Annotated in this window: 22 protein-coding genes and 1 riboswitch; of the genes, 14 read left to right on the forward strand and 8 right to left on the reverse strand. The window is 66.4% G+C overall.

Annotation, left to right across the window (positions count from 1 at the left end; genetic code table 11):
- Positions 1-6 precede the first annotated feature (6 nt).
- The 5 genes from ACSVDO_RS02540 (at position 7) to ACSVDO_RS02560 (ending at position 5,641) form a co-directional block, all read left to right on the forward strand.
- A complete protein-coding gene (locus tag ACSVDO_RS02540; RefSeq protein WP_332533851.1) occupies positions 7-1,248 on the forward strand; it encodes an MFS transporter in 1,242 nt (413 codons plus the stop codon).
- Between the two features lie 78 nt (positions 1,249-1,326).
- Positions 1,327-1,440, forward strand: a riboswitch (S-adenosyl-L-homocysteine riboswitch).
- 63 nt (positions 1,441-1,503) lie between these two features.
- Positions 1,504-2,934 (forward strand): adenosylhomocysteinase, encoded by a 1,431-nt coding sequence (ahcY, locus tag ACSVDO_RS02545; protein ID WP_489594785.1) that lies wholly within the window; start codon positions 1,504-1,506, stop codon positions 2,932-2,934.
- A 265-nt stretch (positions 2,935-3,199) separates the two neighbouring features.
- Complete coding sequence (locus ACSVDO_RS02550; RefSeq protein ID WP_489594786.1) at positions 3,200-3,982, forward strand: TlyA family RNA methyltransferase; 783 nt, start codon at positions 3,200-3,202, stop codon at positions 3,980-3,982.
- Positions 3,979-4,815 (forward strand): methylenetetrahydrofolate reductase [NAD(P)H], encoded by an 837-nt coding sequence (metF, locus tag ACSVDO_RS02555; RefSeq protein WP_489594787.1) that lies wholly within the window; start codon positions 3,979-3,981, stop codon positions 4,813-4,815. The genes ACSVDO_RS02550 and metF overlap by 4 nt, the downstream gene beginning before the upstream one ends.
- A gap of 64 nt (positions 4,816-4,879) precedes the next feature.
- The gene (locus tag ACSVDO_RS02560) at positions 4,880-5,641 is read left to right on the forward strand and encodes a septal ring lytic transglycosylase RlpA family protein (protein WP_489594788.1); all 762 of its coding nucleotides are present in this window, start codon (positions 4,880-4,882) and stop codon (positions 5,639-5,641) included.
- Positions 5,642-5,700: 59 nt separating this feature from the next.
- Here ACSVDO_RS02560 and ACSVDO_RS02565 read toward each other — a convergent pair whose 3' ends face one another.
- The gene (locus ACSVDO_RS02565; protein WP_332533856.1) at positions 5,701-6,567 is read right to left on the reverse strand and encodes a 23S rRNA (adenine(2030)-N(6))-methyltransferase RlmJ; all 867 of its coding nucleotides are present in this window, start codon (positions 6,565-6,567) and stop codon (positions 5,701-5,703) included.
- Positions 6,568-6,845: 278 nt separating this feature from the next.
- Here ACSVDO_RS02565 and rplM point away from each other — a divergent pair, with 278 nt between their 5' ends.
- From rplM to mdtD, 5 genes are all read left to right on the forward strand, one after another.
- The gene (gene rplM / locus ACSVDO_RS02570) at positions 6,846-7,274 is read left to right on the forward strand and encodes a 50S ribosomal protein L13 (RefSeq protein ID WP_159917394.1); all 429 of its coding nucleotides are present in this window, start codon (positions 6,846-6,848) and stop codon (positions 7,272-7,274) included.
- An 11-nt stretch (positions 7,275-7,285) separates the two neighbouring features.
- Positions 7,286-7,678, forward strand: coding sequence for a 30S ribosomal protein S9 (gene rpsI, locus ACSVDO_RS02575; RefSeq protein ID WP_175505228.1), 393 nt, complete (start codon positions 7,286-7,288; stop codon positions 7,676-7,678).
- Positions 7,679-7,830: 152 nt separating this feature from the next.
- On the forward strand, positions 7,831-9,360 hold the full coding sequence (locus ACSVDO_RS02580; protein WP_489594789.1) for a methyl-accepting chemotaxis protein: 1,530 nt from the start codon (positions 7,831-7,833) through the stop codon (positions 9,358-9,360).
- A gap of 111 nt (positions 9,361-9,471) precedes the next feature.
- The gene (gene erpA, locus ACSVDO_RS02585; RefSeq protein ID WP_332533860.1) at positions 9,472-9,837 is read left to right on the forward strand and encodes an iron-sulfur cluster insertion protein ErpA; all 366 of its coding nucleotides are present in this window, start codon (positions 9,472-9,474) and stop codon (positions 9,835-9,837) included.
- A gap of 221 nt (positions 9,838-10,058) precedes the next feature.
- Complete coding sequence (gene mdtD, locus ACSVDO_RS02590) at positions 10,059-11,426, forward strand: multidrug transporter subunit MdtD (RefSeq protein ID WP_489594790.1); 1,368 nt, start codon at positions 10,059-10,061, stop codon at positions 11,424-11,426.
- On the opposite strand, the gene ACSVDO_RS02595 is transcribed toward mdtD, so the two are convergent.
- Both ACSVDO_RS02595 and ACSVDO_RS02600 read right to left on the reverse strand, forming a co-directional pair.
- Positions 11,427-12,554, reverse strand: coding sequence for an anhydro-N-acetylmuramic acid kinase (locus ACSVDO_RS02595; RefSeq protein ID WP_332533862.1), 1,128 nt, complete (start codon positions 12,552-12,554; stop codon positions 11,427-11,429).
- Positions 12,555-12,639: 85 nt separating this feature from the next.
- Entirely contained in the window at positions 12,640-13,998 is a 1,359-nt protein-coding gene (locus ACSVDO_RS02600) for a peptidoglycan DD-metalloendopeptidase family protein (protein WP_489594791.1), read from the reverse strand.
- A 182-nt stretch (positions 13,999-14,180) separates the two neighbouring features.
- Between ACSVDO_RS02600 and tyrS the strand changes: the two genes are divergently transcribed.
- On the forward strand, positions 14,181-15,413 hold the full coding sequence (gene tyrS / locus ACSVDO_RS02605; RefSeq protein ID WP_332533864.1) for a tyrosine--tRNA ligase: 1,233 nt from the start codon (positions 14,181-14,183) through the stop codon (positions 15,411-15,413).
- 3 nt (positions 15,414-15,416) lie between these two features.
- Here tyrS and ACSVDO_RS02610 read toward each other — a convergent pair whose 3' ends face one another.
- The gene (locus ACSVDO_RS02610) at positions 15,417-16,394 is read right to left on the reverse strand and encodes a LysR substrate-binding domain-containing protein (protein ID WP_332533865.1); all 978 of its coding nucleotides are present in this window, start codon (positions 16,392-16,394) and stop codon (positions 15,417-15,419) included.
- 181 nt (positions 16,395-16,575) lie between these two features.
- Between ACSVDO_RS02610 and glmU the strand changes: the two genes are divergently transcribed.
- Both glmU and ACSVDO_RS02620 read left to right on the forward strand, forming a co-directional pair.
- Positions 16,576-18,012, forward strand: coding sequence for a bifunctional UDP-N-acetylglucosamine diphosphorylase/glucosamine-1-phosphate N-acetyltransferase GlmU (glmU, locus tag ACSVDO_RS02615; protein ID WP_489594792.1), 1,437 nt, complete (start codon positions 16,576-16,578; stop codon positions 18,010-18,012).
- Positions 18,009-18,821: a sensor histidine kinase gene (locus ACSVDO_RS02620; protein ID WP_332681510.1), complete on the forward strand. Its 813-nt coding sequence runs from the start codon at positions 18,009-18,011 to the stop codon at positions 18,819-18,821. Before glmU ends, ACSVDO_RS02620 begins: the two co-directional genes overlap by 4 nt.
- Positions 18,822-18,829: 8 nt before the next feature.
- On the opposite strand, the gene ACSVDO_RS02625 is transcribed toward ACSVDO_RS02620, so the two are convergent.
- A complete protein-coding gene (locus tag ACSVDO_RS02625) occupies positions 18,830-19,309 on the reverse strand; it encodes an Lrp/AsnC family transcriptional regulator (RefSeq protein ID WP_332533868.1) in 480 nt (159 codons plus the stop codon).
- 143 nt (positions 19,310-19,452) lie between these two features.
- On the opposite strand from ACSVDO_RS02625, the gene glmS reads away from it, so the two are divergent.
- On the forward strand, positions 19,453-21,360 hold the full coding sequence (gene glmS / locus ACSVDO_RS02630) for a glutamine--fructose-6-phosphate transaminase (isomerizing) (protein WP_332681508.1): 1,908 nt from the start codon (positions 19,453-19,455) through the stop codon (positions 21,358-21,360).
- Positions 21,361-21,364: 4 nt separating this feature from the next.
- Here glmS and ACSVDO_RS02635 read toward each other — a convergent pair whose 3' ends face one another.
- From ACSVDO_RS02635 to ACSVDO_RS02645, 3 genes are read right to left on the reverse strand one after another with little or no spacing between them, the layout of a single operon-like run.
- A complete protein-coding gene (locus ACSVDO_RS02635; protein WP_332533870.1) occupies positions 21,365-21,766 on the reverse strand; it encodes a RidA family protein in 402 nt (133 codons plus the stop codon).
- The gene (locus ACSVDO_RS02640) at positions 21,756-22,901 is read right to left on the reverse strand and encodes an alanine racemase (protein ID WP_489594793.1); all 1,146 of its coding nucleotides are present in this window, start codon (positions 22,899-22,901) and stop codon (positions 21,756-21,758) included. Before ACSVDO_RS02640 ends, ACSVDO_RS02635 begins: the two co-directional genes overlap by 11 nt.
- Positions 22,902-22,905: 4 nt before the next feature.
- Positions 22,906-23,898 carry a tripartite tricarboxylate transporter substrate-binding protein gene (locus ACSVDO_RS02645; protein ID WP_489594794.1) on the reverse strand — a complete coding sequence of 331 codons (993 nt, stop codon included), beginning with the start codon at positions 23,896-23,898 and terminating at the stop codon, positions 22,906-22,908.
- Positions 23,899-23,913 lie beyond the last annotated feature (15 nt).

The following is a 23,913-nucleotide window of genomic DNA, read 5'->3' on the forward strand; positions in this document are numbered from 1 at the left end:
CTGTTCATGTCTTCCCCAACAAGCGGCGCCGCGCCGCAAGCTTCCTGGGTCGTGCGCGGCTCGCCGGCCTATCGCCGCATCAGCGTGGCGCTGTTTCTCGCGGGTTTTGCGACCTTTTCGCTGCTGTACTGCGTGCAGCCGCTGCTGCCCGCGTTTGTCGCCCATTTCGGCGTCACGCCCGCGGCCAGCGCGCTGTCGCTGTCGCTGACCACGGGCTGCCTCGCGGTGTCCATCGTGCTCGCCGGCGCGCTGTCCGAAGGCCTGGGGCGGCGCGGGTTGATGTTTGTCTCCATGCTGCTCGCGGCGCTGTGCAATCTCGCGGCCAGCCTCGCCCCGACCTGGGAGACGCTTCTTGCGGCGCGCGCGCTCGAAGGCTTTCTGCTCGGCGGCGTGCCGGCCGTGGCCATGGCCTATCTTTCCGAAGAGATGGAGCCCCGTGGCCTGGGCTTTGCGATGGGCCTGTATGTCGGCGGTTCGGCGCTGGGCGGAATGCTCGGGCGCGTGGCCATGGGCGTGATGACCGAGTACGTCGACTGGCACATGGCGCTGGCCGCGCTGAGCCTGGTCAACCTGTGCGCGGCCATAGGCTTCTATCTGCTGCTGCCGCCATCGCGCAATTTCGTGCGCAAAACGGGCCTGGGCGCGGCCTACCATCTGCAGGCCTGGGGCCGGCATCTGGCCCAGCCCGGTCTGCTGTGGCTGTTCCTGATCGGCTTCGGCCTGATGGGCGTGTTCGTCAGCATCTACAACTATGTCGGCTTTCTGCTCGCCGGCGCGCCCCATGCGCTGAGCCCGCTGCAGATCAGCCATGTGTTCTACGCCTACCTGTTCGGCGTGGTGGCTTCGCCCGTGGCAGGCGCACTCGCCGACCGTTTCGGCCGCGCGCCCGTGCTGCTCGGTGGCGTGGCGCTGATGGCGCTGGGCGTGCTGCTGACCTTGATGACGCAGCTGAGCGCCATCGTGCTGGGAATCGCGCTGCTGACCATGGGCTTCTTCACCGCGCATTCGGTGGCCAGCGGCTGGGTGGGCCGGCTCGCCACGCAGGCCAAGGGCCATGCGTCGTCGCTGTACCTGCTGGGCTATTACCTGGGCTCCAGCCTGCTGGGCGCGGCCGGCGGCTGGTTCCTGCAGAACACGGGCTGGCCCGGGCTGGTGGCGAGCATGCTGGTGCTGCTGGCGGCGGTGCTGTTGCTGGCGCTGCGCGTGCGGCACCTGGCGCCTACGGCAAGGCCCGCTGGGCCTCATTAGGCAGGCCGTTCATCGTTCGACAAGCCCGGGACAAGCGCCGGCGGTCAGCATGCCGCCCGCTTTTTAGTACAATGCGTGCTTTCCGAGGAGCGTTGCAGCGCACCCCCCGCACCATCCGGTGCCCGGCGGAGCGTGAGGCTCGGAACCCGCCTGTGACCTTCGGTCCGGCGTTAGCAACGACGCTCGCCCACGTCGTCTGTGCGGTGAGTGTCTTCCCCCCAGAGCGTGGTTTTGCCATCCGTAACGGAGAAAACCATGAACGCAGCTATCCCTCTGAACACCCTTGATTCGGCCATCGCCGACATTTCCCTGGCCAACTGGGGCCACAAGGAAATCCGCATCGCCGAGACCGAAATGCCCGGTCTGATGGCAATCCGCGAAGAATTCGCCGCCGCCCAGCCCCTCAAGGGCGCGCGCATCACCGGTTCGCTGCACATGACCATCCAGACGGCCGTGCTGATCGAGACGCTGCAGGCCCTGGGCGCGCAAGTGCGCTGGGCATCGTGCAACATCTTCTCTACGCAGGACCATGCAGCCGCGGCCATTGCCGACGGCGGCACGCCGGTGTTCGCGATCAAGGGCGAGTCGCTGGCCGATTACTGGGACTACACCCACCGCATCTTCGACTTCGGCCCCAAGGGCAGCGAAGGCGAAGGCCCGAACATGATTCTGGACGACGGCGGCGATGCCACCATGCTGATGCATCTGGGCCAGAAGGCCGAGAAGGACCTGTCGGTGCTGGCCAACCCCGGCAGCGAAGAGGAAGTCATCATGTTCGCCGCGATCAAGGCCAAGCTGGCCGTGGACGCCACCTGGTACACGCGCAAGTCGGCGCAGATCATAGGCGTGACCGAGGAAACCACCACCGGCGTGCACCGCCTCAACGAGATGTCGGCCAAGGGCACATTGTTGTTCCGCGCGATCAACGTCAACGACTCGGTGACCAAGAGCAAGTTCGACAACCTGTACGGCTGCCGCGAATCGCTGGTCGACGGCATCAAGCGCGCCACCGACGTGATGATTGCCGGCAAGGTCGCCGTGGTCGCCGGCTACGGTGACGTGGGCAAGGGCTGCGCCCAGGCGCTGCGCGCACTGAGCGCCCAGGTCTGGGTCACGGAAATCGACCCGATCAACGCGCTGCAGGCCGCGATGGAAGGCTACAAGGTCGTGACCATGGAATGGGCCGCAGACAAGGCCGATATCTTCGTGACCACCACCGGCAACCGCGACATCATCCGCCACGAGCACATGCTGGCGATGAAGGACCAGGCCATCGTCTGCAACATCGGTCACTTCGACAACGAAATCGATGTCGCTTCGATCGAGCAGTACGAGTGGGAAGAAATCAAGCCCCAGGTCGACCACATCAAGTTCCCCGACGGCAAGAAGATCATCCTGCTGGCCAAGGGCCGTCTGGTGAACCTGGGCTGCGCCACCGGCCACCCCAGCTTCGTGATGAGCGCTTCGTTCGCCAACCAGACCATCGCCCAGATCGAGCTGTTCACCAAGCCCGAAGCCTATGAAGTCGGCAAGGTCTACGTGCTGCCCAAGCTGCTGGACGAAAAGGTCGCGCGCCTGCACCTGAAGAAGGTCGGCGCGATGCTGACCGAACTCACCGAAGGCCAGGCGGCCTATATCGGTGTGTCCAAGCAAGGCCCTTACAAGCCTGACACCTACCGCTATTAAAAAGCGGCTCGGCCATGCCGCACGCCGGCATGGCCGCTGAACATTTTTCCGCCCCTGAGGGCAATGCCAGACAGCCCAACCGTTCGTGTTGCGCCTGTCGAACCATGAACGGCCTGTCCTCAAGGAAAATGCCGGTTCATTCTTCGACAAGCTCGGGACGAACGGACAATTTCCCGGGCTGACTGGAATTGCCTGAGTCAGGGGCACTTTGCCGCCGGCCCCTGCGCCGGCGGTAGCGATTCCATTTTTAAGACGGATTAACTCCATGCGTGCCGATCAATTGCTTGTAGACCAGGGCCTGGCGGCTTCCCGCGCGCAAGCCCAGCGCCTGATCGCTTCTGGCGTCGAGTGGCGCACCGCGGCCACGGGCCAGTGGCAGGCCATCAAGAAGAACAGCGAAGACCTCGCTGGCGACGCCGAACTGCGGCTGCTCGACATCGCCGAGGCGCGCTATGTGTCGCGCGGCGGCCTCAAGCTTGAAGGCGCGCTGGCGGCGTTCAAGGTCTCGGCCCAGGGCAAGTGGTGCCTCGACGTGGGCCAGTCCACGGGCGGCTTCACCGACTGCCTGCTGCAGCAGGGCGCCGAGCGCGTGGTCGGCGTCGATGTGGGCCATGACCAGCTCAATCTGACGCTGCGCGGCCACGAGAAGATCGTGTGCCTCGAGCGCGTCAATGCGCGCACGCTCGATGCCGACACGCTGGTCGAGGCCGGCGCGTTCGAAGGCGCGCCCGATGAATCGCAGCAGTTCGACCTGATCGTCGGCGACCTGTCCTTCATCTCGCAGACGCTGGTGCTGCCCGCCGTCGTGCCTTTCCTGGCCCCCGCGGGCGACCTGCTGATGCTGGTCAAGCCGCAGTTCGAACTCCAGCCCGAGCACATCGGCAAGGGCGGCATGGTGCGCGACGTGGCCTCTTATGCCGTGGTCGAGACACGCATCCGCGAATGCCTGGCCGAGCTGGGCCTCGAAGTGCGCGGCTGGATCGACAGCCCCATCACCGGCGGCGACGGCAACCGTGAGTTCTTCGTGCACGCGCGGAGGAGCGCATGACCCGGACCACGCTTCCCATCAGCTATGAGTTCTTCCCGCCCAAGACGCCCGAAGGCGCGGAAAAGCTGCGCGCCGTGCGCCAGCAACTGGCCGTGCGCCGGCCCGAGTTCTGCTCTGTGACCTATGGCGCGGGCGGCTCCACGCAGTCGGGCACCTTCCGCCTGGTGCAGGAAATCCAGCAGGAAGGCATGAGCGCGGCTTCGCACTTCTCGTGCGTGGGCGCGACGCGCGAAAGCGTGCGCACCGAGCTGCGCGAGCTGCAGTCCATGGGCATTGCGCGCCTGGTCGCGCTGCGCGGCGATCTGCCTTCGGGCTACGGCCTGGGCGGCGAATTCCAGTACGCGAGCGATCTCGTGGCGTTCATCCGCGCGGAGTTCGGCGACGCCTTCCATATCGAAGTTGCGGCCTACCCCGAGATGCACCCCCAGGCGCGCTCGCCCGACGCCGATCTGCAGGCGTTCGCGGCCAAGGTCAATGCCGGCGCCGACTCGGCGATCACCCAGTACTTCTACAACGCGGACGCCTACTTCCGCTTTGTCGACAGCGCGCGCGCGCTGGGCCTGGACGTTCCCGTGGTGCCCGGCATCATGCCCATCACCAGCTCCACCCAGCTGTTGCGCTTTTCCGACGCCTGCGGCGCGGAAATTCCGCGTTGGATACGCCTGCGCCTGCAAGGCTACGGCGATGACACTGCCTCCATCAAGGCTTTTGGCTTGGATGTCGTGACCGAATTGTGCGAACGTCTGCGCAGCCAAGGTGCACCCAGCCTGCACTTCTACACCATGAACCAGAGCGCGGCCGTGCTGGCCATTGCCGAGCGGCTGGGCTTGTAAACATTGCGGTCGGCGTTGCGGCGGCCTGCGCACCGGCGCTCGAGCCGCAATTCCAGGAGACACAATGGATGAAAGCAAAACCCGCTGCGCGCGGTGGACCCGCTGGCTGGGAATAGTCGGCATGTCGCTGTGGCTTGCGGCCTGTACGCCGCTGCCCGTGGCCCAGGAGTCCGGCGCTGCGCTGTCGACCTGCACCGTGCCCGTGGGCGGTGGCGAGGGCGACACCACGACCCAGGCCTGTCCCGAACCTGCCGACTCGTTGCAGCCGGCCGATCCCTTCGAGCGCCCCGCGCCGTCGCGGCCACGGCCGCCGCGCAAGCCCAAGCCGGCCTTGCCGCCCGTCGCCGAACCTGCCGCGCCGCCTTCTTCGCCTTATGAGCTGTCGCCGCCGCGCGAAAGCGATCAGCAGGGCCTGGCATCCTGGTACGGCCCGCGCTTTCACGGCCGGCGCACGGCCAGCGGCGAGCGTTTCGACAGCCAGGATCTGACGGCAGCGCACCGCACGCTGGCATTCGGCACGCGTGTCTGCGTGCGCAGCAGCATCACCGGCAAGGCCGTGGTGGTGCGCATCAACGACCGCGGGCCGTTCTCGCATGGCCGCGTGATCGACCTGAGTCAGGGCGCGGCCGAAGCCTTGGGCATGGTCGGCCTGGGCATCAAGCCTGTCGAGCTGTGGCAGCTCGACAAGGACGAGGAAGAGTGCCCTGAAATGTTCGACGAAGCCGCGGCCGATGCCGAGCCCGCGGCAGCCAAGCCTGTCGCCCGCGTGCAGCAAAAAGCCAAACCTGCGCCGCGCAAGAAGGTCGCGCCTCAGCGCAAGCGCTGAGGCGCAAATGCAAAAAGCCAGGCAGCGGCCTGGCTTTTTGCTGGACGCAGCGCCGGAAATCAGCCGCCGGATTCGAGCGAGAAGGTCGCGTTGTTGTCCTGGCCCAGCAGCTTGACCAGCTGGGGCATGGCGGGCTTGAGCAGTTCCTTGAGCTGGAACGGCGGGCTGATGATGAACATGCCGCTCGCGGGCAGGCCGCCGCGCTCGGACGTCTTGTTGCTCTTCACGGTCAGCGTCACGTGCAGCCAGCTCTTGCCGGCCTTGACGGCCATGGTCTTGAGACGGCGCGGCAGATCGTGGGCTTCGGGCCGCGGAATGATCGGGTACCAGATGGCGTAGGTGCCCGTGGGGAAGCGCTTGAGGCTGTCGGTCACCATGTCGAGCACGCGGCCGTAATCGGTCTTCATCTCGTAGCTCGGGTCGCACAGCAGCAGCGCGCGGCGCGAGACCGGCGGCAGGAATTTCTTCACGCCTTCGAAGCCGTCTTCGTGCAGCACGGCCAGCTGGCGGCCGGCTTCGAGCTGGGTCACGTTGCCGGCGAGCGAGCGCATGTCGGTCGGATGCAGCTCAAACAGCTTGAGTTTGTCGTGTGAGCGCAACAGGGCCTGGCTGATGAACGGCGAGCCCGGATAGTTGCGAATGCCGCTGCCCTGATTGAACGAGCGCACCATCGCCAGGTATTCCTGCAGGATGGGAGCGAGTTCCTCGGTCGGCGTCTGGGCCAGCTTGAGAACGCCTTCGCTGGCTTCTCCGCTCTTGCTCGCGTAGTCGCCGTCGAGGCGGTACAGGCCCGCGCCGGCGTGCGTATCCAGAACGGTCAACGCCGCGTCTTTCTGCGTGAGGTATTGCAAGGTGGCAATCAGCACCGCGTGCTTGAGCACGTCGGCGTGGTTGCCCGCATGGAAGGCGTGGCGATAACTAAACATGGGGCAATGGTAACCAGACGCTGCCAAGAGGCAAGAGCGCAGGTCTTTGGGAATGGGCAGGTATTTTTACATGCCGGCCAAGGTCATGCAGCACAAGGGTTGCCGCATTTCGTATAATGGAGAGCTTCGCAGCGATTTTTTGGTCCCGCGGCGGAGTGTTTGCGGTCATGCACTATGTGCATAGAGGCTGCGGGCATCGCCACCTAAGAGGCTTCCTTCAGAGAAGCGCCGACCGTGGAAAAGGACCTTCAAACCCTCTTATCGAAAAGAGAAAACTCATGTCTACATTCAGCGCAAAACCCGCTGAGGTGCAACACGAGTGGTTTGTGATTGACGCCACCGACAAGGTGCTCGGCCGGGTAGCCAGCGAAGTTGCCCTCCGTCTGCGCGGCAAACACAAAGCCATTTATACACCTCACGTTGATACCGGCGACTTCATCGTCATCATCAACGCAGCCCAGCTCAAAGTGACTGGCACCAAGTCCCTGGACAAGGTGTACTACCGTCATTCCGGCTATCCGGGCGGCATCACTGCCACGAACTTCCGTGATATGCAGTCGAAGCACCCCGGTCGTGCTCTGGAAAAGGCCGTCAAGGGCATGCTGCCCAAGGGTCCTCTGGGCTACGCCATGATCAAGAAACTCAAGGTGTATGGCGGTGCTGAGCATCCCCACACCGCACAGCAGCCCAAAGCGCTGGAAATCTAAGGAGCCTTGAGATGATTGGTGATTGGAACAATGGCACAGGCCGTCGCAAATCCAGCGTCGCCCGCGTGTTTCTGAAGAAGGGTTCCGGCAAGATTACTGTGAATGGCAAAGACATTCAGCAGTACTTCGGCCGCGAAACTTCCATCATGATTGCTAAGCAACCGCTGGCACTCACGGAAAACCTCGAAGCTTTCGACGTGCAAATCAACGTGCACGGCGGCGGCGAATCCGGCCAGGCCGGTGCTGCCCGTCACGGCATCACCCGTGCACTGATCGACTATGACGCAGGCCTCAAGCCCGTCCTGAGCCAAGCCGGCTTCGTGACGCGCGATGCCCGTGAAGTCGAACGTAAGAAGGTCGGCCTGCGCTCTGCTCGCCGCGCCAAGCAGTTCTCGAAGCGTTAAGCCTCCAGTCCTGCAGTCTGCCGCAGTCTCTGCGGCGGGCGCAAGAAAAGCCACCTTCGGGTGGCTTTTTTCATGGGCGTGCACCTCAGCGGCGCATGCGCCTCACCCACGCACCAGCTGTTCTGCCCTCCAGCGCAGAGCGGGAAGAAATCGTGAAACTCAGTCTCAAACTGCCTCTGGTCATCGCCGCATCGCTGCTCTTCATGCTGTGCGCCGCACTGCTCGGAATCCAGCAACTCAACCAATCGCTCACTACCTACGCCACGACGGTGAAGGCCCGCCATGACAGCGAGCGCGACGTCGCCGACATGGCACTGGCGTTCAAGACGCAGGTGCAGGAATGGAAAAATGTGCTGGTGCGCGGCAAGGATCCGAAAGCCCTGGACCGCCACTGGAGCGCTTTCAACCAGCTGTCGCGCGACGTGGAGGCGGCCAGCCGCAGGCTGATTGCGTCCCTGCCTGCGGGTGAAGCCAGGGCATTGGTCGAGAAGTTCGCCGCCTCGCATGCCGACATGGCCGCGCGCTATCGGCGCGGATTCGACGCGTTCAAGGCCGCCGGCTTCGATCCGCTGGCCGGCGACTCCGCGGTCAGCGGAATCGATCGCGAACCCGCGCGGCTGCTCGATGAATCGCGCGACAAGATCGCGGCCGACAGCGCTGCACAGTCGCTGCGCGCAGACAGCAGCGCTCGCCGGGCGACCATGATCTCGCTGACGTTGATGTTCGTGGTCTTTGGCGCCGGCCTGGGTGCGGGCGTGCTGTTCAGCCGGACCGTCACCCGCCCCATCGCGCGCGCGGTGGCGGTGGCGCGCGCCGTGGCTGCGGGCGACTTGAGCCGGCAGTTCGACGCGCAGGGCAAGGACGAAACCGCACAGCTGCTGTCTGCGCTCCAGCATATGCAGGCCAGCCTGACCCGGGTGGTGGGTGAAGTGCGCCAGAGTTCGGAGTCGGTGGCGACGGCGGCATCACAGATCGCGCAGGGCAACAGCGATCTGAGCCAGCGCACCGAAGAGCAGGCGTCGGCGCTCGAAGAAACCGCCGCCTCGATGGAGCAGCTCAGCGCCACGGTCCAGCAGAACGCCGAGCATGCGAGGCATGCCAATGAACTTGCGCAGACCGCATCCACGGCGGCGGTGCGGGGCGGGGAGGTCGTGCGCCAGGTCACCGAAACCATGCAGACCATCAATGACAGCTCGCGCCAGATTGCCGCCATCATCGGCGTGATCGATGGCATTGCATTTCAGACCAATATCCTGGCGCTGAACGCCGCGGTCGAAGCGGCGCGCGCGGGCGAGCAGGGCCGTGGCTTCGCCGTGGTCGCCAGCGAGGTGCGCAGCCTCGCGGGTCGCAGCGCCCAGGCCGCCAAGGAAATCAAGCAGCTGATCGACGCCAGCGTTCAGCGGGTCGAGCAGGGCAGCGCGCTGGTCGATCGCGCCGGCACCACGATGTCGGAAGTCGTCGGTTCTGTGCAGCGCGTCACGGACATCATGGGCGAGATCAGTTCGGCCAGCGCCGAGCAGAGCACGGGTGTGGCCCAGGTCGGCGAAGCCATCATCCAGATGGACCAGGTCACGCAGCAGAATGCCGCGCTCGTCGAGGAAAGCGCCGCTGCCGCGGCTAGCATGCAGGCCCAGGCCGGGCAACTGGTTCAGGCCGTGGCGGTGTTCAAGCTGGCGCACTGACTGTCGGCGGATAAAGGCCCCACTTGCATAAGCGGCAAGCGCGCAGGGGTCCGAATTCCCGAGCGATTTGCAGTACCATTCCCCTCAAACCTTGAATATCGGAGTACCCACATGAGCGCCGTTGCAGAAAACATCCAGAGCGAAATGCCTTCTCCCATCCTTTTCACCGACAGTGCCGCGGCGAAAGTGGCGGACCTGATCGCCGAAGAAGGCAACCCTGAGTTGAAGCTGCGCGTGTTCGTGCAAGGCGGCGGTTGCTCGGGCTTCCAGTATGGTTTCACGTTCGATGAAATCACCAACGAAGACGACACGGTCATGTCCAAGAACGGCGTCTCGCTGCTGATCGACGCCATGAGCTACCAGTACCTGGTGGGCGCCGAGATCGACTACAAGGAAGACCTGCAGGGCGCGCAGTTCGTGATCAAGAACCCGAACGCCACGACCACCTGCGGTTGCGGCTCCAGCTTCTCTGCATAAATGATGCACCCCCTGAGCCGCTTCGCCGGATGGCCGGCCCCGGCTTCCCCCTCTCAACCTTCGGTGGAGGGGGACGGCACCCTTGCTGCGGGGCGGCCCTTGCTCGGTGCCCCCACGATGGGACATGCCCATTCATAAAGTTCGCCCATGTCCATGAGACCGCTGTCAGAGGCGGTTTTTTTACGCCCGTTCCCGCCTGCTGATGGCACTGATGTTTCTCCATGACGACTGATCGCTCGAATTCGGTGCTGCTGTGGCTGGTGGCCCTGGGCTTCTTCATGCAGACGCTGGACGCCACCATCGTCAACACGGCCCTGCCTGCGATGGCGCAGGCCCTGGGCGAGAGCCCGCTGCGCATGCAGTCGGTGATCGTCGCGTACTCATTGACCATGGCGCTGGTGATTCCGGCTTCGGGCTGGGTCGCCGACCGCTTCGGCACGCGCCGCGTGTACCTGATGGCGATTGCGCTGTTCGTGCTCGGTTCGCTGCTGTGTGCGCTGGCCGCGAGCCTGAACCAGCTGGTGCTGGCGCGCGTCGTCCAGGGCTGCGGTGGCGCGCTGCTGCTGCCCGTGGGCCGGCTGGCGGTGTTGCGCGCCTTTCCGCGCGAGCAGTTTCTCAAGGCCATGAGCTTCGTCACGCTGCCGGGGCTGGTCGGCCCGCTGATCGGTCCCACGCTGGGCGGCTGGATGGTCGAGTACGCCTCGTGGCACTGGATTTTCCTGGTCAATGTGCCGGTGGGCATCCTGGGCCTGCTGGCCACGCTGCGCCATATGCGCGATGCTGCGCCAATCATCCACCGGCGCTTCGACGGCGCCGGCTATGCGCTGCTGGCGTTTGCCATGGTGGGCGTGTCGCTGGCCCTCGAAGGCCATGCGCTGCTCGGAGCATTGGGCGCAGGCGCGCTGCTGGCGGCGGGCGCGGCCAGCCTGCTGGTCTATTGGTGGCATGCGCGGCGCCGGCCCGATCCGCTGTTCGCTCCAGCGCTGTTCACGGTGCGCAGCCTGCGCATAGGCCTGCTGGGCAACCTGTTCTCGCGCCTGGGCGGCTCCTGCATTCCGTTTCTGATTCCACTGGTGCTGCAGGTCTGCCTGGGCTTCTCGCCCATGGAGGCCGGCATGATGATGCTGCCCACGGTGCTGGCCAGCATGACCGTCAAGCGCGTGGCTGCGGCGCTGATCGAGCGCTGGGGCTACAGACGCACGCTGGTCGCCAACACGGTGCTGCTGGCGCTGATGATCGCGAGCTTTGCGCTGGTCGCGCCGGACCAGCCGCAATGGCTGCGCATCCTGCAGCTGCTGGTCTTCGGCGCGACCAATTCGATGCAGTTCACGGCCATGAACACCGTCACGCTCAAGGACCTGGAAACGTCCCATGCGAGCAGCGGCACCAGCCTGCTGTCGATGGTGCAGATGCTGGCCATGGGGCTGGGCGTGGGCATTGCGGGCGCGGTGCTGGCGGGATTCCATGAACTATGGGGCCAGGCCAGGCCCGAGGCCGTGCTGCACGCCTTCCAGGCGACCTTTGTCTGCATGGGCGTGCTGACGCTGTTCTCGGCGTCGATCTTTGCCCGGCTGGACCGCGGGACCTGATCAGGCCGGGTAGATCGCGCCGAGCACGCGCGGCCCGCGCGCGCCGGTCACGCGCGCGAGGTTGCCCGGCAGCCCCAGCAGCGTCTGGCGCGCGAGCCAGGCAAAGGCCGCGGCTTCGACCTGCAGCGGCGGCAGTCCGCCAGCTTCGGTGCTTTGCACCTGCATGCCGGGCAGCAGCGCGGCCATGCGCGCCATCAGATGGCCGTTGAGCGCACCGCCGCCGCAGACCAGCAGTTGCTCCGCGTCCCGACCCCAGCGCAAAGCGCTGTCGGCGCAGGCGCGCGCGGTGAATTCGGTCAGCGTGGCCTGCACATCCTCGGCGCGGGTGTGCGCCGGCAGCCATTCCAGCCGCTGCTGCAGCCACTGCGCGTTGAACAGGTCGCGCCCCGTGCTCTTGGGCGGGGCCTGCTGCAGAAAAGGCTCGTCGAGCAGCCGCTGCAGCAGTGCGGGCAGCACCTTGCCGCTGGCCGCCCAGGCGCCGTTGTCGTCATAAGGCCGGCCCGTATGGCGCTGGCACCAGGCGTCCATCAGCGCATTGCCCGGGCCGCAGTCGAAGCCGCTGACCTGGCCGTCGGCGGGCAGCACGCTGAGGTTGGAAATGCCGCCGATGTTGAGTGCCAGCAGCGTCTGGCCGGGCCGGCCGAACACGCTCTGGTGGAAGGCAGGCACCAGCGGCGCGCCCTGGCCGCCCGCGGCCACGTCGCGGCTGCGGAAGTCGGCCACCACGCTGATGCCGCAGCGCTCGGCGAGCAGCGCGGGATTGTTGAGCTGCAGCGTATAGCCCGTGCCGTCGAACATCTGCGGGCGGTGGCGCACGGTCTGTCCGTGGGCGCCTATGGCCTTGACCGCCTGCGCCGGCACGCTGGCCTGCAGCAGCAGCTGGTGCACCACGTCCGCATAACAGGCGACCAGCGCGTTGGCCGCGAGCGCGGCGCGGTGCAGTTCGTTGTCGCCTGCGGTGTTGAGCTCCATGAGCTCGGCGCGCAGTCCGACAGGGAAGCCGCAGCTCGCATGCTGCAATACATGTGTCTGGCGCTGGAAGTCGACCAGCACCCCGTCCACTCCATCGAGCGAGGTGCCCGACATCAGGCCGATATAGAGATCCGGGGTGGGGGCAGCAGAGGTCATGGGGCAATGTTAGCGGCGTGGTGCACCGCAGACATGAAAAAAGCCGCTTTGCAGCGGCTTTCGGGAAGAGGCGGAAGGCGGCGGCTTATTCCGCGCTGGCCAGCGTCTGGCCGGCGGAGTCGAGGGCCAGACGCATCTGCGCGGCCTTGCGGTTGAATAGAGCGCGCGACGCCGTAGAAATCGGGCGTGCGGCCTGCGCCGTGCCGATCACGGTCAGCGGGTCCTGGGCCTGGCCGTTGACGCGCACTTCGAAGTGCAGGTGAGGCCCTGTAGCCCAGCCGGTGGAGCCGACGGCGCCAATGGTCGCGCCTTGTTCCACGCGTGCGCCCTTGCGCACATCCATGCGGCTCAGGTGGGCGTAGACCGTGACATTGTTGTCGGGGTGCTTGACGAAGATCACGTTGCCGTAGCCGTTCTGCACGCCCGAGAATTCAACGATGCCATCGGCCACGCTGCGCACCGCCGTGCCCGTGGGCGCCGCGAAATCGGTGCCGCTGTGCGCGCGCCAGGTCTTCTGGATGGGGTGGAAACGCATGGCGAAGCCGCTGCTCACGCGCGAAAACGCCAGCGGAGCGGAGAGGTACGAACGCTCCAGGCTGGAGCCGTCGAGCGAGTAGTACGCACCCTTGGTGCCGGGTTCCTGGAACCACATGGCCTGGTGCACATCGCCATTGTTGTGGAACTCGGCGCTCAGCAGGCGGCCGCTGCGCAGCGGTTCGCCATCGGCTTCCAGGGTTTCGTAGACCAGGGTGAAGCGGTCGTTCTTGCGCAGCGAGCGGCGGAAGTCGATCTTGCCGTTGAACACCTCGGCGAGTTGCGAAGCGACGGCATCGGGGATGTTGGCCGCATCGGTCGCGGCGAACAGCGAGCTCTGGATCACGCCGCCGGCCAGGCGGTTGTTCGACACCAGATCGCCGGTTTCAAGACGGGTCACGAAACCCTTGTCCTTGCGTTCCACCACCAGGCGCTGGAACTTCGTGCTGTCGTCATCGGGTGCCCAGCGCGCGGTCAGGCGCGTGAGTTGATGGTCGTTCGTGGCTTCGGCCGAAACCAGGCGGCCGCCGCGCGCCAGCAGGTGCTGGCGCACCTGCTCATTGCTGCGCAGGAAGGCCGAGGCCTGGGGATCGGCAATGCCCAGGCGCTGCAGCAGCGCTTCGGCGTTGTCGTTGCTGCGCGAAAGGTCGGAGCGGTAGAGCGCAAAGTCCTGCAGCTCGGTCAGCTCGACCAGAGGCGTGTCATCGGCCAGCGAGACGACTTGTTGGGTCAGGGTGCGGACCGGCAGATCGGCTGGATCGGGACCCAGCGACGCCACGGCGAAAGCACCACCACCACCAGTCAGCAACAGGGCAGCCAGCGCGGCGGTAACGCGCTTGGGATGCTGTTGCAGTGTGTTACTTATCCGCGCCAGCAAAGCATTGCCGGCAATGATCAGTCCAGATTTCAAAATGGAGTTCCCGTTTCGGTGCGCGTCCACTCGGACGAGGAAAAGGAGGTGCGACAGGACGCGCTTTCCAGGGGTTGGAGGCCATTCGACAGTGTCGATACGGGGACCCTACTAGAATTCGCCACAGCGACAAGCCACGAATTATAACGGGGGGCACTTCCCCAGCATCGAAAAAAACCCTTATGAATCAACCTGCTGTTACAACATACCCAGTCACCGAAGCGGTAGGACAAGCGCTTGAAATCACTTTGCGCGGCGTCGAAGAGCTTCTGCCCCAGGAGGAATGGACGCGCAAACTCGCGCGCTCGGCGGCCACCGGCGTGCCTTTGCGGGTGAAACTGGGTCTTGATCCTACGGCGCCGGATATTCATATCGGTCATACGGTGGTGCTCAACAAGATGCGCCAGCTGCAAGATCTGGGCCACCAGGTGATCTTTCTGATCGGCGACTTCACCACGCTGATCGGCGACCCCTCGGGCCGCAACTCCACGCGCCCGCCGCTGACGGCCGAACAGATCAAGATCAACGCCGAAACCTACTACCGCCAGGCGGCGATGGTGCTCGATCCGGCACGCACCGAAGTGCGCTACAACAGCGAATGGTGCGACAAACTGGGCGCGCGCGGCATGATCGAGCTGTCGGCCAAGTACACCGTGGCGCGCATGATGGAGCGCGACGATTTCCACAAGCGCTTCCATGGCGGCCAGTCGATCTCGCTGCACGAATTCCTCTACCCGCTGCTGCAGGGCTATGACTCGGTCGCGCTCAAGGCCGACCTGGAGCTCGGCGGCACGGACCAGAAGTTCAACCTGCTGATGGGCCGCCATCTGCAGCAGGAATACGGCCAGGAGCCGCAGTGTGTGCTCACAATGCCGCTGCTCGTGGGTCTGGACGGCGTGGACAAGATGTCCAAGTCCAAGAACAACTACATCGGCATCACCGAGGAAGCCAACACCATGTTTGCCAAGGTGCTGTCGATCTCGGACACGCTGATGTGGGACTGGTACACGCTGCTGTCGTTCAAGAGCCTGGCCGAGATCGCCGCGCTCAAGGCCGAAGTCGCGGGCGGGCGCAATCCCAAGGATGCCAAGGTCATGCTGGCCAAGGAAATCACCGCGCGTTTCCATTCCGCCGCTGCCGCCGATGCCGCAGAGCAGGACTTCATCAACCGCAGCAAGGGCGGCGTGCCCGATGAAATCCCCGAAATTGCGCTGTCCGGCGCACCGCTGGGCATTGGTGCGCTGCTCAAGCAGGCGAATCTGGCGCCATCGAGCAGCGAAGCCAACCGCCTGATCGACGGCGGCGGCGTGCGCGTCGATGGTGCGGTGATCAGCGACCGCGGCTTGAAGCTCGATGCCGGCACTTTCGTGGTGCAGGTCGGCAAGCGCAAGTTTGCGCGCGTGACCCTGGGCTGATATTCAGGGCGTGCCCATGGCCGCGCGCGTCAGCGCGGCCTGGCCGCGCAGCCAGTCGCAGAAGGCCTGCACTTCGGGTCGCGGCGCGCTGCGCGGGCCGGGCAGCAGCCAGTAGGCCAGGGGCGAGTCGAGCCGGTGCGCGGGCAGCACTTCGACCAGATCGCCGCTGGCCAGCGCGTCGGCCACCAGCGGCAGGCGCGCGATCGCCAGGCCCTGGCCGGCAAGCGCGGCCTGCACGATCTGGTGGGCGTAATTGAAATAGAGCCAGCGCGGCGGTTGCAGTTGCGCGCAGCCGTGCGCATGGAACCAGCGCTGCCAGCCCAGCCAGGCAAGCTGCGGCAGGCGCTGGGCGTCGCCGGTCTCGATCAGCGTGAAGCGCGCGGCATCGGCCGGCGTGCGGATCGCGGGCTGGCTGCGCAGCAGCCAGGGGCTGGCCACGACAGCCAACTGTTCGCCGAACAGCCGCTCGGCACCCACGCCCTCGGGCGCGCGGCTGTAGCGCAGCGCGAGATCGACATCCGTGGTCTCCATGTCCATCACGGTGTCCGAGGTGTCGATGCGGATGTCGATGTCGGGAAATTCGCGCTGAAAGGCTTCGAGCCGCGGAATCAGCCACATGGCCGCGAAGCTGGCCCAGGTGGTGATCGCCACGCTTTTGCGCCCCGCGGTCTGGCGCAGCTGGCGCACCGCGGCGTCAATGCGCTCCAGCCCTGGCGCGACCGCGCGCAGCAGGTGCACGCCGGCGCTGGTGAGCTCCACGGCGCGCGTGTGGCGCAGGAACAGTGCCACGCCCACCTCGTCTTCGAGGGCCTGGATCTGTCGGCTCACGGCCGACGGCGTGAGCGCCAAGGTGTCGGCGGCGGCGCGGAAATTCAGGTGCTCGGCCGCGGCCACAAAGGCCCGCAGATGGCCTGCGGCCACGGCGCGCGTGCGCAGCGGCAGTGCGGCGGCTGACGATGCGGGGAGCGGTGAAGAGGACATGGACAGCTCCAGGGCAGGAATGCGGCGGCAAAGGACTGCCGGTGTCGCACTGAAATGTAAAAGATATTTGTTTGCCGTTACCTGGGGTTGCCGCTGGTATGTGCGGGCAAGGACCGGGCGCGATAATTCGGCACCATGTCTGTGCCTCAGGCGCATTCTTACGATCACGACAAGCAATCAAATGACAGTATCACTGGACCTCATCATCATGGCCGCGGGCAAAGGCACGCGCATGAAAAGCCGTTTTCCCAAGGTTTTGCAACGCCTCGCGGGCCGGCCGCTGCTGCAGCATGTGCTGGACCAGGCTGCGCACCTCGGAGCGCGCAGCGCGGTGGTGGTGACCGGTCATGGTGCGGCTGAAGTGGAAGCCGCGATTTCCGCGGCAGCCTATGCCCGCCCAATGGGCTTTGCACTCGATTTCGTGCGCCAGGAACCCCAGCTGGGCACGGGACACGCGGTACAGCAGGCGGTGCCGCTGCTGCGTGACGACGGCGTCGCCGTGGTGCTGTCGGGCGACGTGCCGTTGACCCAAGCCGCAACGCTGCAGGCCCTGGTCGACGCCGCAGGCAGCGACAAGCTCGCGCTGCTGACCGTGACCCTGCCCGACCCGAGCGGCTACGGCCGCATCGTGCGCACGCCGGCAGGCGCGGTCCAGGCCATCGTCGAGCACAAGGATGCGAGCGAGGAACAGCGCCGCATCACCGAAATCTACAGCGGCATCATGGCCGTGCCCGCGCGCCTGCTCAGTGCCTGGCTGGCGCGCCTGACCAACGACAATGCCCAGGGCGAGTACTACCTGACCGACATCGTGGCGATGGCCGTGGCCGACGGCGTGGCCGTGGTCGCGCATTGCATTGATGACGCGCTGCAGGTCGCGGGCGTCAACAGCCCGGTGCAGCTGGCCGAACTCGAGCGCGCCCACCAACTGCGCCAGGCGCATGCATTGATGGAGCAGGGCGTGCGCCTGGCCGATCCCGCGCGCTTCGACCTGCGCGACGACCAGCGCAGCGGCGCGCGCGCGGCGCTCACCTGCGGCCAGGACGTGGAGATCGATGTCGGCTGCATCTTCAGCGGCGCGGTGACGATTGGCGCGGGTGCGTCGATTGGCGCGCATTGCAGCATTGCCAACGCCACCATTGGCGCGGGCGCGGTGATCCACCCCTATACCCACATCGACGGCGAAAAGCTGGGCGTCACGGTAGGCGAAGGCACGCTGGTCGGCCCGTTCGCGCGCCTGCGCCCCGGCGCCCAACTGGGCCGCGAAGTGCATATCGGCAACTTCGTCGAAGTCAAGAACAGCACTCTGGCCGATGGCGCCAAGGCCAACCACCTGGCCTATCTCGGCGATGCGACGGTGGGTGAGCGCGTCAACTATGGCGCCGGCAGCATCACGGCCAACTACGATGGCGTCAACAAGCACCGTACGGTGATCGAGGCCGATGCGCACATCGGCAGCAACTGCGTGCTGGTGGCGCCGGTCACGATAGGCGCGGGCGCGACCATCGGTGGCGGCTCGACCATCGCCAAGGATGTGCCGGCTGGCACCTTGGCTGTGGGGCGCGGCCGTCAGGCCAATATCGCTAACTGGAAACGACCGAGCAAACTTCCCAAACCATGATGCCCGACCCTGCTCCCAGCGCTTCTGCGGACAGCGCGCTTGCGACCGATCTGCCCCAGGCGCTGGCCTTGCTGGCCCAGCGCGAGCAGGAGCTGGCCGCGCTGCGCGCCAGCCACGACGATTGGCTGCGCGCGCTGTCGCACGATCTGCGCGCGCCGCTGCGCCACATCACTTCGTACACGCCCCTGCTGCGCGAAACCCTGCATGTGGCGGGCCTGCAAGGCGCGGATGCGCAGGAGGCCGAACAGTTTCTTGGCGTGATGGAGCAGGCGGCGCGCCGCATGGGCGGCATGCTCGATGGCGTGCTGCAGGTCGCCGGAATGCTGCGCGAGCCGCAGCGCCGCCAGAGCGTCGACCTGGCGCAGATGGCCGCCGAAGTCCGCGCGGCGCTGCTCGCGGCCGAACCCGCAGGGGAGCAGGTGCAGTGGGAGCTGCCATTGGCGCCCGTGCCGCTGCAGGCTGCGCCCGAATTGCTGCGCCCCATGCTGGCCGCGCTGTTCGACAATGCATTCAAGTTCTCGCGCGGCCAGCCCATGCCGCGCATCAGCCTGCAGGCGCAGGCGCTGCCCGGCGGCGCCTGGCGCTGGCAGGTGCAGGACAACGGCGTGGGCTGCGACGGCGCGCGCGCGGGCCAGGTGTTCGGACTGTTCCAGCGCCTGCACCGCGAGTCCGAGTTCGACGGCGCGGGCGTGGGGCTGGCGGTCGCGCAGACCGCGGCGCGACTGCAGGGTGCAGACATTGCGCTGCACAGCGCGCCCGGCCAGGGCTGCACCGTGACCGTCGACTGGCCGGCTCCTGCCGCCGGGTAAATCCGCGCTCAGCGCAGGGGGGCCAGCGGAATCTTGGTCTCGAACTTGGCGCGCTTGGTGGCGAAGAAGGCGCGCACGTTGCGCACATTGCTGTCCTGCGTGAACAGCCTCTGGGTCAGAGCCAGGTAATCGGGCATGTCGCGCGTCCAGGTGGCGAGCATGAAGTCGGGGCCGGGGGACACACGCCAGCATTGCTGCACGGCATCTTCGGCCACGGCGCGGGCTTCGAAGCGGTCCAGCGCCTGCGCATCCTGGCGGTCGAGCGTGACTTCCACCCAGGCCGTGAGGCCGTGACCGGCGAGCGCGGCGAGGCGCTCGGGCTGCAGGAAGGCGACCTGGCGCTCGATGATGCCGTCCTCGTGCAGACGCCGCACGCGGCGCAGGCAGGTGGGCGGCGACACGTTGACGCGCTCGGCCAACGCCTGGTTGCTCAGGCTTGCATCCCGTTGCAATAAATCCAGCAGTTGCAGGTCGATTTCGTCGATCATTTATTTTGAAGTTTGCATGAATATGAAATTTAATTTCTCCATTGGCAGTTTGAGAAATTAAGTTTCATAAGTTGTTGAATATCAACTGAATATTTCTTGGTTGTCAGCATAGCATCGCCTGTCTTTCTTCAGGAGCATTCCTTATGTGTGGCATCGTCGGCGCCGTTTCCCATCGCAACATCGTTCCCGTGCTGGTGCAGGGCCTGCAACGGCTCGAGTACCGCGGGTATGACTCCTGCGGCGTCGCCGTGCATGCGCTGGATGCGTCCGGCGTGCGCAGCACCGGCCTGCAGCGCGCGCGCAGCACGGCGCGCGTGGCCGAGCTGCTCGAGCAGGTGCAGACCGAGAACCTGCAGGGTTTCACGGGCATCGCCCACACCCGCTGGGCGACCCATGGCGAGCCGGCGGTGCGCAACGCCCACCCGCATTTCAGCTTCGGCCCGGGCGAGGCGCTGCCGGGCCAGCCGGCGCGCGTGGCGCTGGTGCACAACGGCATCATCGAAAACTACGAAGCGCTGCGCACCAGCCTGCAGGCCAAGGGCTATGTGTTCGTGAGCCAGACCGACACCGAAGTCATTGCCCATCTGGTCGACAGCCTCTACAACGGCGACCTGTTCGAAGCGTTCAAGGCGGCGGTCGCCCAGCTGCACGGTGCCTACGCGCTGGCCGTGATGCACAAGGACGAGCCCGAGCGTCTGGTCAGCGCGCGCGCGGGCTCGCCGCTGATCCTGGGTGTAGGCGAAGGCGGCGAGCATTTCGTCGCCAGCGATGCCATGGCGCTGGCCGGCGTGACCGACCAGATCGTCTATCTGGAAGAAGGCGACATGGTCGACCTGCAGCGCGGCCGCTATTGGCTGTTCGACAAGGCTGGCGAAGCGCTGGGTGCCGAGCAGCGCCCGGTGCGCACCGTGCATGCGCACAGCGGCGCGGCCGAACTCGGCCCCTACCGCCACTACATGCAAAAGGAGATCTTCGAGCAGCCGCGCGCGATCGCCGACACCATAGACGGCGTGCTGGGCATCGTTCCCGAGCTGTTCGACGGCGCCTGCGTGCACGGCAAGACCGGCGCCGCGGCCTGGCGCGTGTTCAAGGAAGTCGACAACGTGCTGATCCTGGCCTGCGGCACCAGCTACTACAGCGGTTGCGCGGCCAAGTACTGGCTCGAAGGCATTGCAGGCATTCCCTGCCAGGTCGAAGTCGCCAGCGAATACCGCTACCGCACCAGCGTGCCCAATCCGCGCACCCTGGTGGTGACCATCAGCCAGTCGGGCGAGACCGCCGACACGCTGGCCGCGCTGCGCCATGCGCAAAGCCTGGGCATGCAGCACACGCTGACGATCTGCAATGTCGCGACCAGCGCGATGGTGCGCGAATGCGAGCTGGCCTACATCACGCGCGCCGGCGTCGAAATCGGCGTGGCCTCGACCAAGGCCTTCACCACGCAGCTCGCGGGCCTGTTCCTGCTGACGCTGGCGCTGGCGCAAAGCAAGGGGCGCCTGACCGAGGAAGACGAAGCGCGCTACCTCACCGCCATGCGCCACCTGCCCGTGGCGCTGCAGGCGGTGCTGGCGCTGGAGCCGCAGCTGATCAGCTGGGCCGAGGAGTTCGCGCAGCGCGAGAATGCGCTGTTCCTGGGGCGTGGCATCCACTACCCGATAGCGCTCGAAGGCGCGCTCAAGCTCAAGGAAATCAGCTACATCCATGCCGAAGCCTATCCCGCGGGCGAGCTCAAGCACGGCCCGCTGGCGCTGGTGACCAGCGCCATGCCCGTGGTGACGGTCGCGCCCAACGATGCGCTGCTGGAAAAGCTCAAGAGCAACATGCAGGAAGTGCGCGCGCGCGGCGGCGTGCTGTATGTGCTCGCCGACGCCGACACGCATATCGCCAGCGCCGAAGGCATGCATGTGATCCGCATGCCCGAGAACTACGGCGCGCTGAGCCCCATCCTGCATGTCGTGCCGCTGCAGCTGCTGGCCTATCACACTGCCTGCGCGCGCGGCACCGACGTCGACAAGCCGCGCAATCTCGCGAAGTCGGTGACGGTGGAATAAGTCCTCAGGCGAGCGCGACGGCTTCCATCTCGACCAGAAAGCCGAAGTGCAACGGCCCCGTGGGCACGACGGCGCGGGCCGGGCGTGAGGCGCCGGCCCACTCGCGGTACAGCGCGTCGAAAGCCGGCCAGTTCGCGATGTCGTCCACATAGACGCGCACCTGCAGCAGCCGCTCGACGCCGCTGCCCGCGGCATGCAAGGCCTGTTTGACGTTCTCCAGCACCTGCGCGGCCTGGATCTCGAACGCGGCGTTCACCAGGCGCTCGCCCTGCGGCGTGATCGGCAGCTGCCCGGCGATGAACACCAGGCCCGCGCCGCTGCACGCATGGCTGTAGTGGCCGCCGGGTGGGGCGAGCATTGGGGCCTGGACGTAGACCGGCGCCGCCAGATCTATTTCACCAGCCATGGAAGCGCTCCCAGGTGCGCAGCGTGCCGTCTTCGGCCAGCGCGTGGTATTGAGGAAACTGCGCGCCGGTCGCGCAGGCATGGTTGGGCAGCACGCGCAGCCGCGTTCCCATGGGAAAGCGGTTGACGATGTCCGTGTCCGGCGCGCCTGGCGCCGACAGGATGCCGTGCTCCTGGTTTGCGCCCGACAGGATGTAGCCGTCAATCGCCTGTCCATCGAGCGTGCAGACCTGGCCGTAGCCGTAGTCGCGCTGCTGTTTCGAGGTGCCGTGGTCGCGGCTCATGGCCATCCAACCGGCGTCGACGATCGCCCAGCCCTTGTCGGCCTGGTGGCCTATCACCGTAGTCAGCACGCTCAGCGCAATGTCGTCTGCGCTGCAGACGCCCACGTTGCGCATCACCAGATCGAAGAACACATAGACGCCGGCGCGCAGCTCCGTCACGCCTTCCAGCGATGCGGCTTCGAGCGCCGTGGGCGTGGAGCCCACCGAGACGATCTCGCAGGGCAGGCCGGCCGCGCGCAGGCGCTGGGCGGCGCGCACGCAGCCCGCGCGCTCCTGCTCGGCCAGCTGTGCAATGGCGGCTGGCGCAGCGAGTTCATAGCTCGATCCGGCATGCGTGAGCACGCCCGCGAGATGCATTCCGCCGCGATGCAGTACCCGGCCGACGTCCAGCAGCGCGTCCTCATCCGGCTTGATTCCCGAGCGGTGGCCGTCGGTATCGATTTCGATGAGCACCTCGAACGCATGCGCATGCTGCCTGCCGAAGTCGGCGATGGCCTGGGCGCCCGCGACGCTGTCGGTCATGATCTGCAGCCCGCAGCCGCGCGCGCGCAGATCCAGTGCCTGCGCGAGCCGGTGGGGCGCCATGCCTACGGCGTAGAGGATGTCGGTCTCGCCCTGGGCGAAGAACTGTTCGGCTTCCTTGAGCGTGGAGACGGTGATGCCGCTGGCGCCGGCGGCGCGCTGCGCGGCCGCGACTTCGGCGCATTTGGTGGTCTTGACATGGGGACGAAAGCGCACGCCCAGCGCGTTGGCGCGCTGCTGCATGCGCGCGATGTTGCGCTGCATCTTTTCCAGCGAGATGATGGCCGCAGGCGTATCGAGGGTGGTGAGATCGTTGTGCATGGGTGTCATGGGTTCAGTCGAGGTATTCGCTTCTGGCCTTGAGGGCCGGAACGTCTTCGCGCAGGCCGCGGGCAATCAGTGCCGACACCGCCGCGGAGGTGGCCTGCTGCGGCCACGGCAGATCCACGCCCAGGGCTGCCATCTGCCTGCGCAGCGCGGCGTCGGCGACCGCGTGCTGCAGCGCCGCGGTCAGCTTCGCCACGACGGGCTGGGGCGTGGCGCGCGGCGCGAAGAATGCGTTCCAGGAGCGGATGTCGAGCGCGTAGCCGGCTTGTGCCGCCGTGGCGACGTTGGGCAGTTGCGCCAGGCGGGCATTCGACAGCACCGCGATGGGCTTGATGCGCCCGCCCGCGAGCTGCGGCAAGGCCGTCGTCGTCTGGTCGCACATGAAGTCGGTCTGGCCGCCCATCAGATCGTTCATTGCGGGCGCCACGCCTTTGTATGGGATGTGCGTGACGTTCCGGCCCAGCGCCGACAGCAGCAGCACGCAGCCATAGTGCGAAATGGAGCCCACGCCCGCGCTCCCGTAGGACGCCTTGGCTTTGTTCTGCGCGGCCCAGGCGACGAACTCGCCCAGGTTGGCCGCAGGCAGGTCGGCGCGCGCCAGCAGCACCATCGGCGAGGCGCCCGCCGGGCCTATGGGAACGAAGTCCGCGACGGGGTCGTAAGCCAGTTTCTTGTAGAGCGCGACGTTGGCCACATGCGTGCCTATGCCGCCAAAAGCAATGGTGTAGCCGTCGGGGCTGGCCTTGATGGCCTTGGTGAGGCCGATCACGCCGTTGGCGCCGCCCAGGTTCTCGATGACGATCGATTGGCCCAGATGCTCGGCCATCTTGTGGGCCACCGAGCGCGCCAGCGCGTCGCTCGGGCCGCCGGCCGGAAACGGCACGATCAGCGTCACGGGACGCGCGGGAAAGGCGGGCTGGGCCCAGCTCGCGGGCGCGGCCAGCAGGCTCAGGCTGGAGGCCGCGGCAAGCAGGGCCGCGCGCCGGATGCGGTCGTTCATGGTGGACTCCTCGGT

This window comes from Comamonas sp. DB36, from assembly GCF_057914905.1.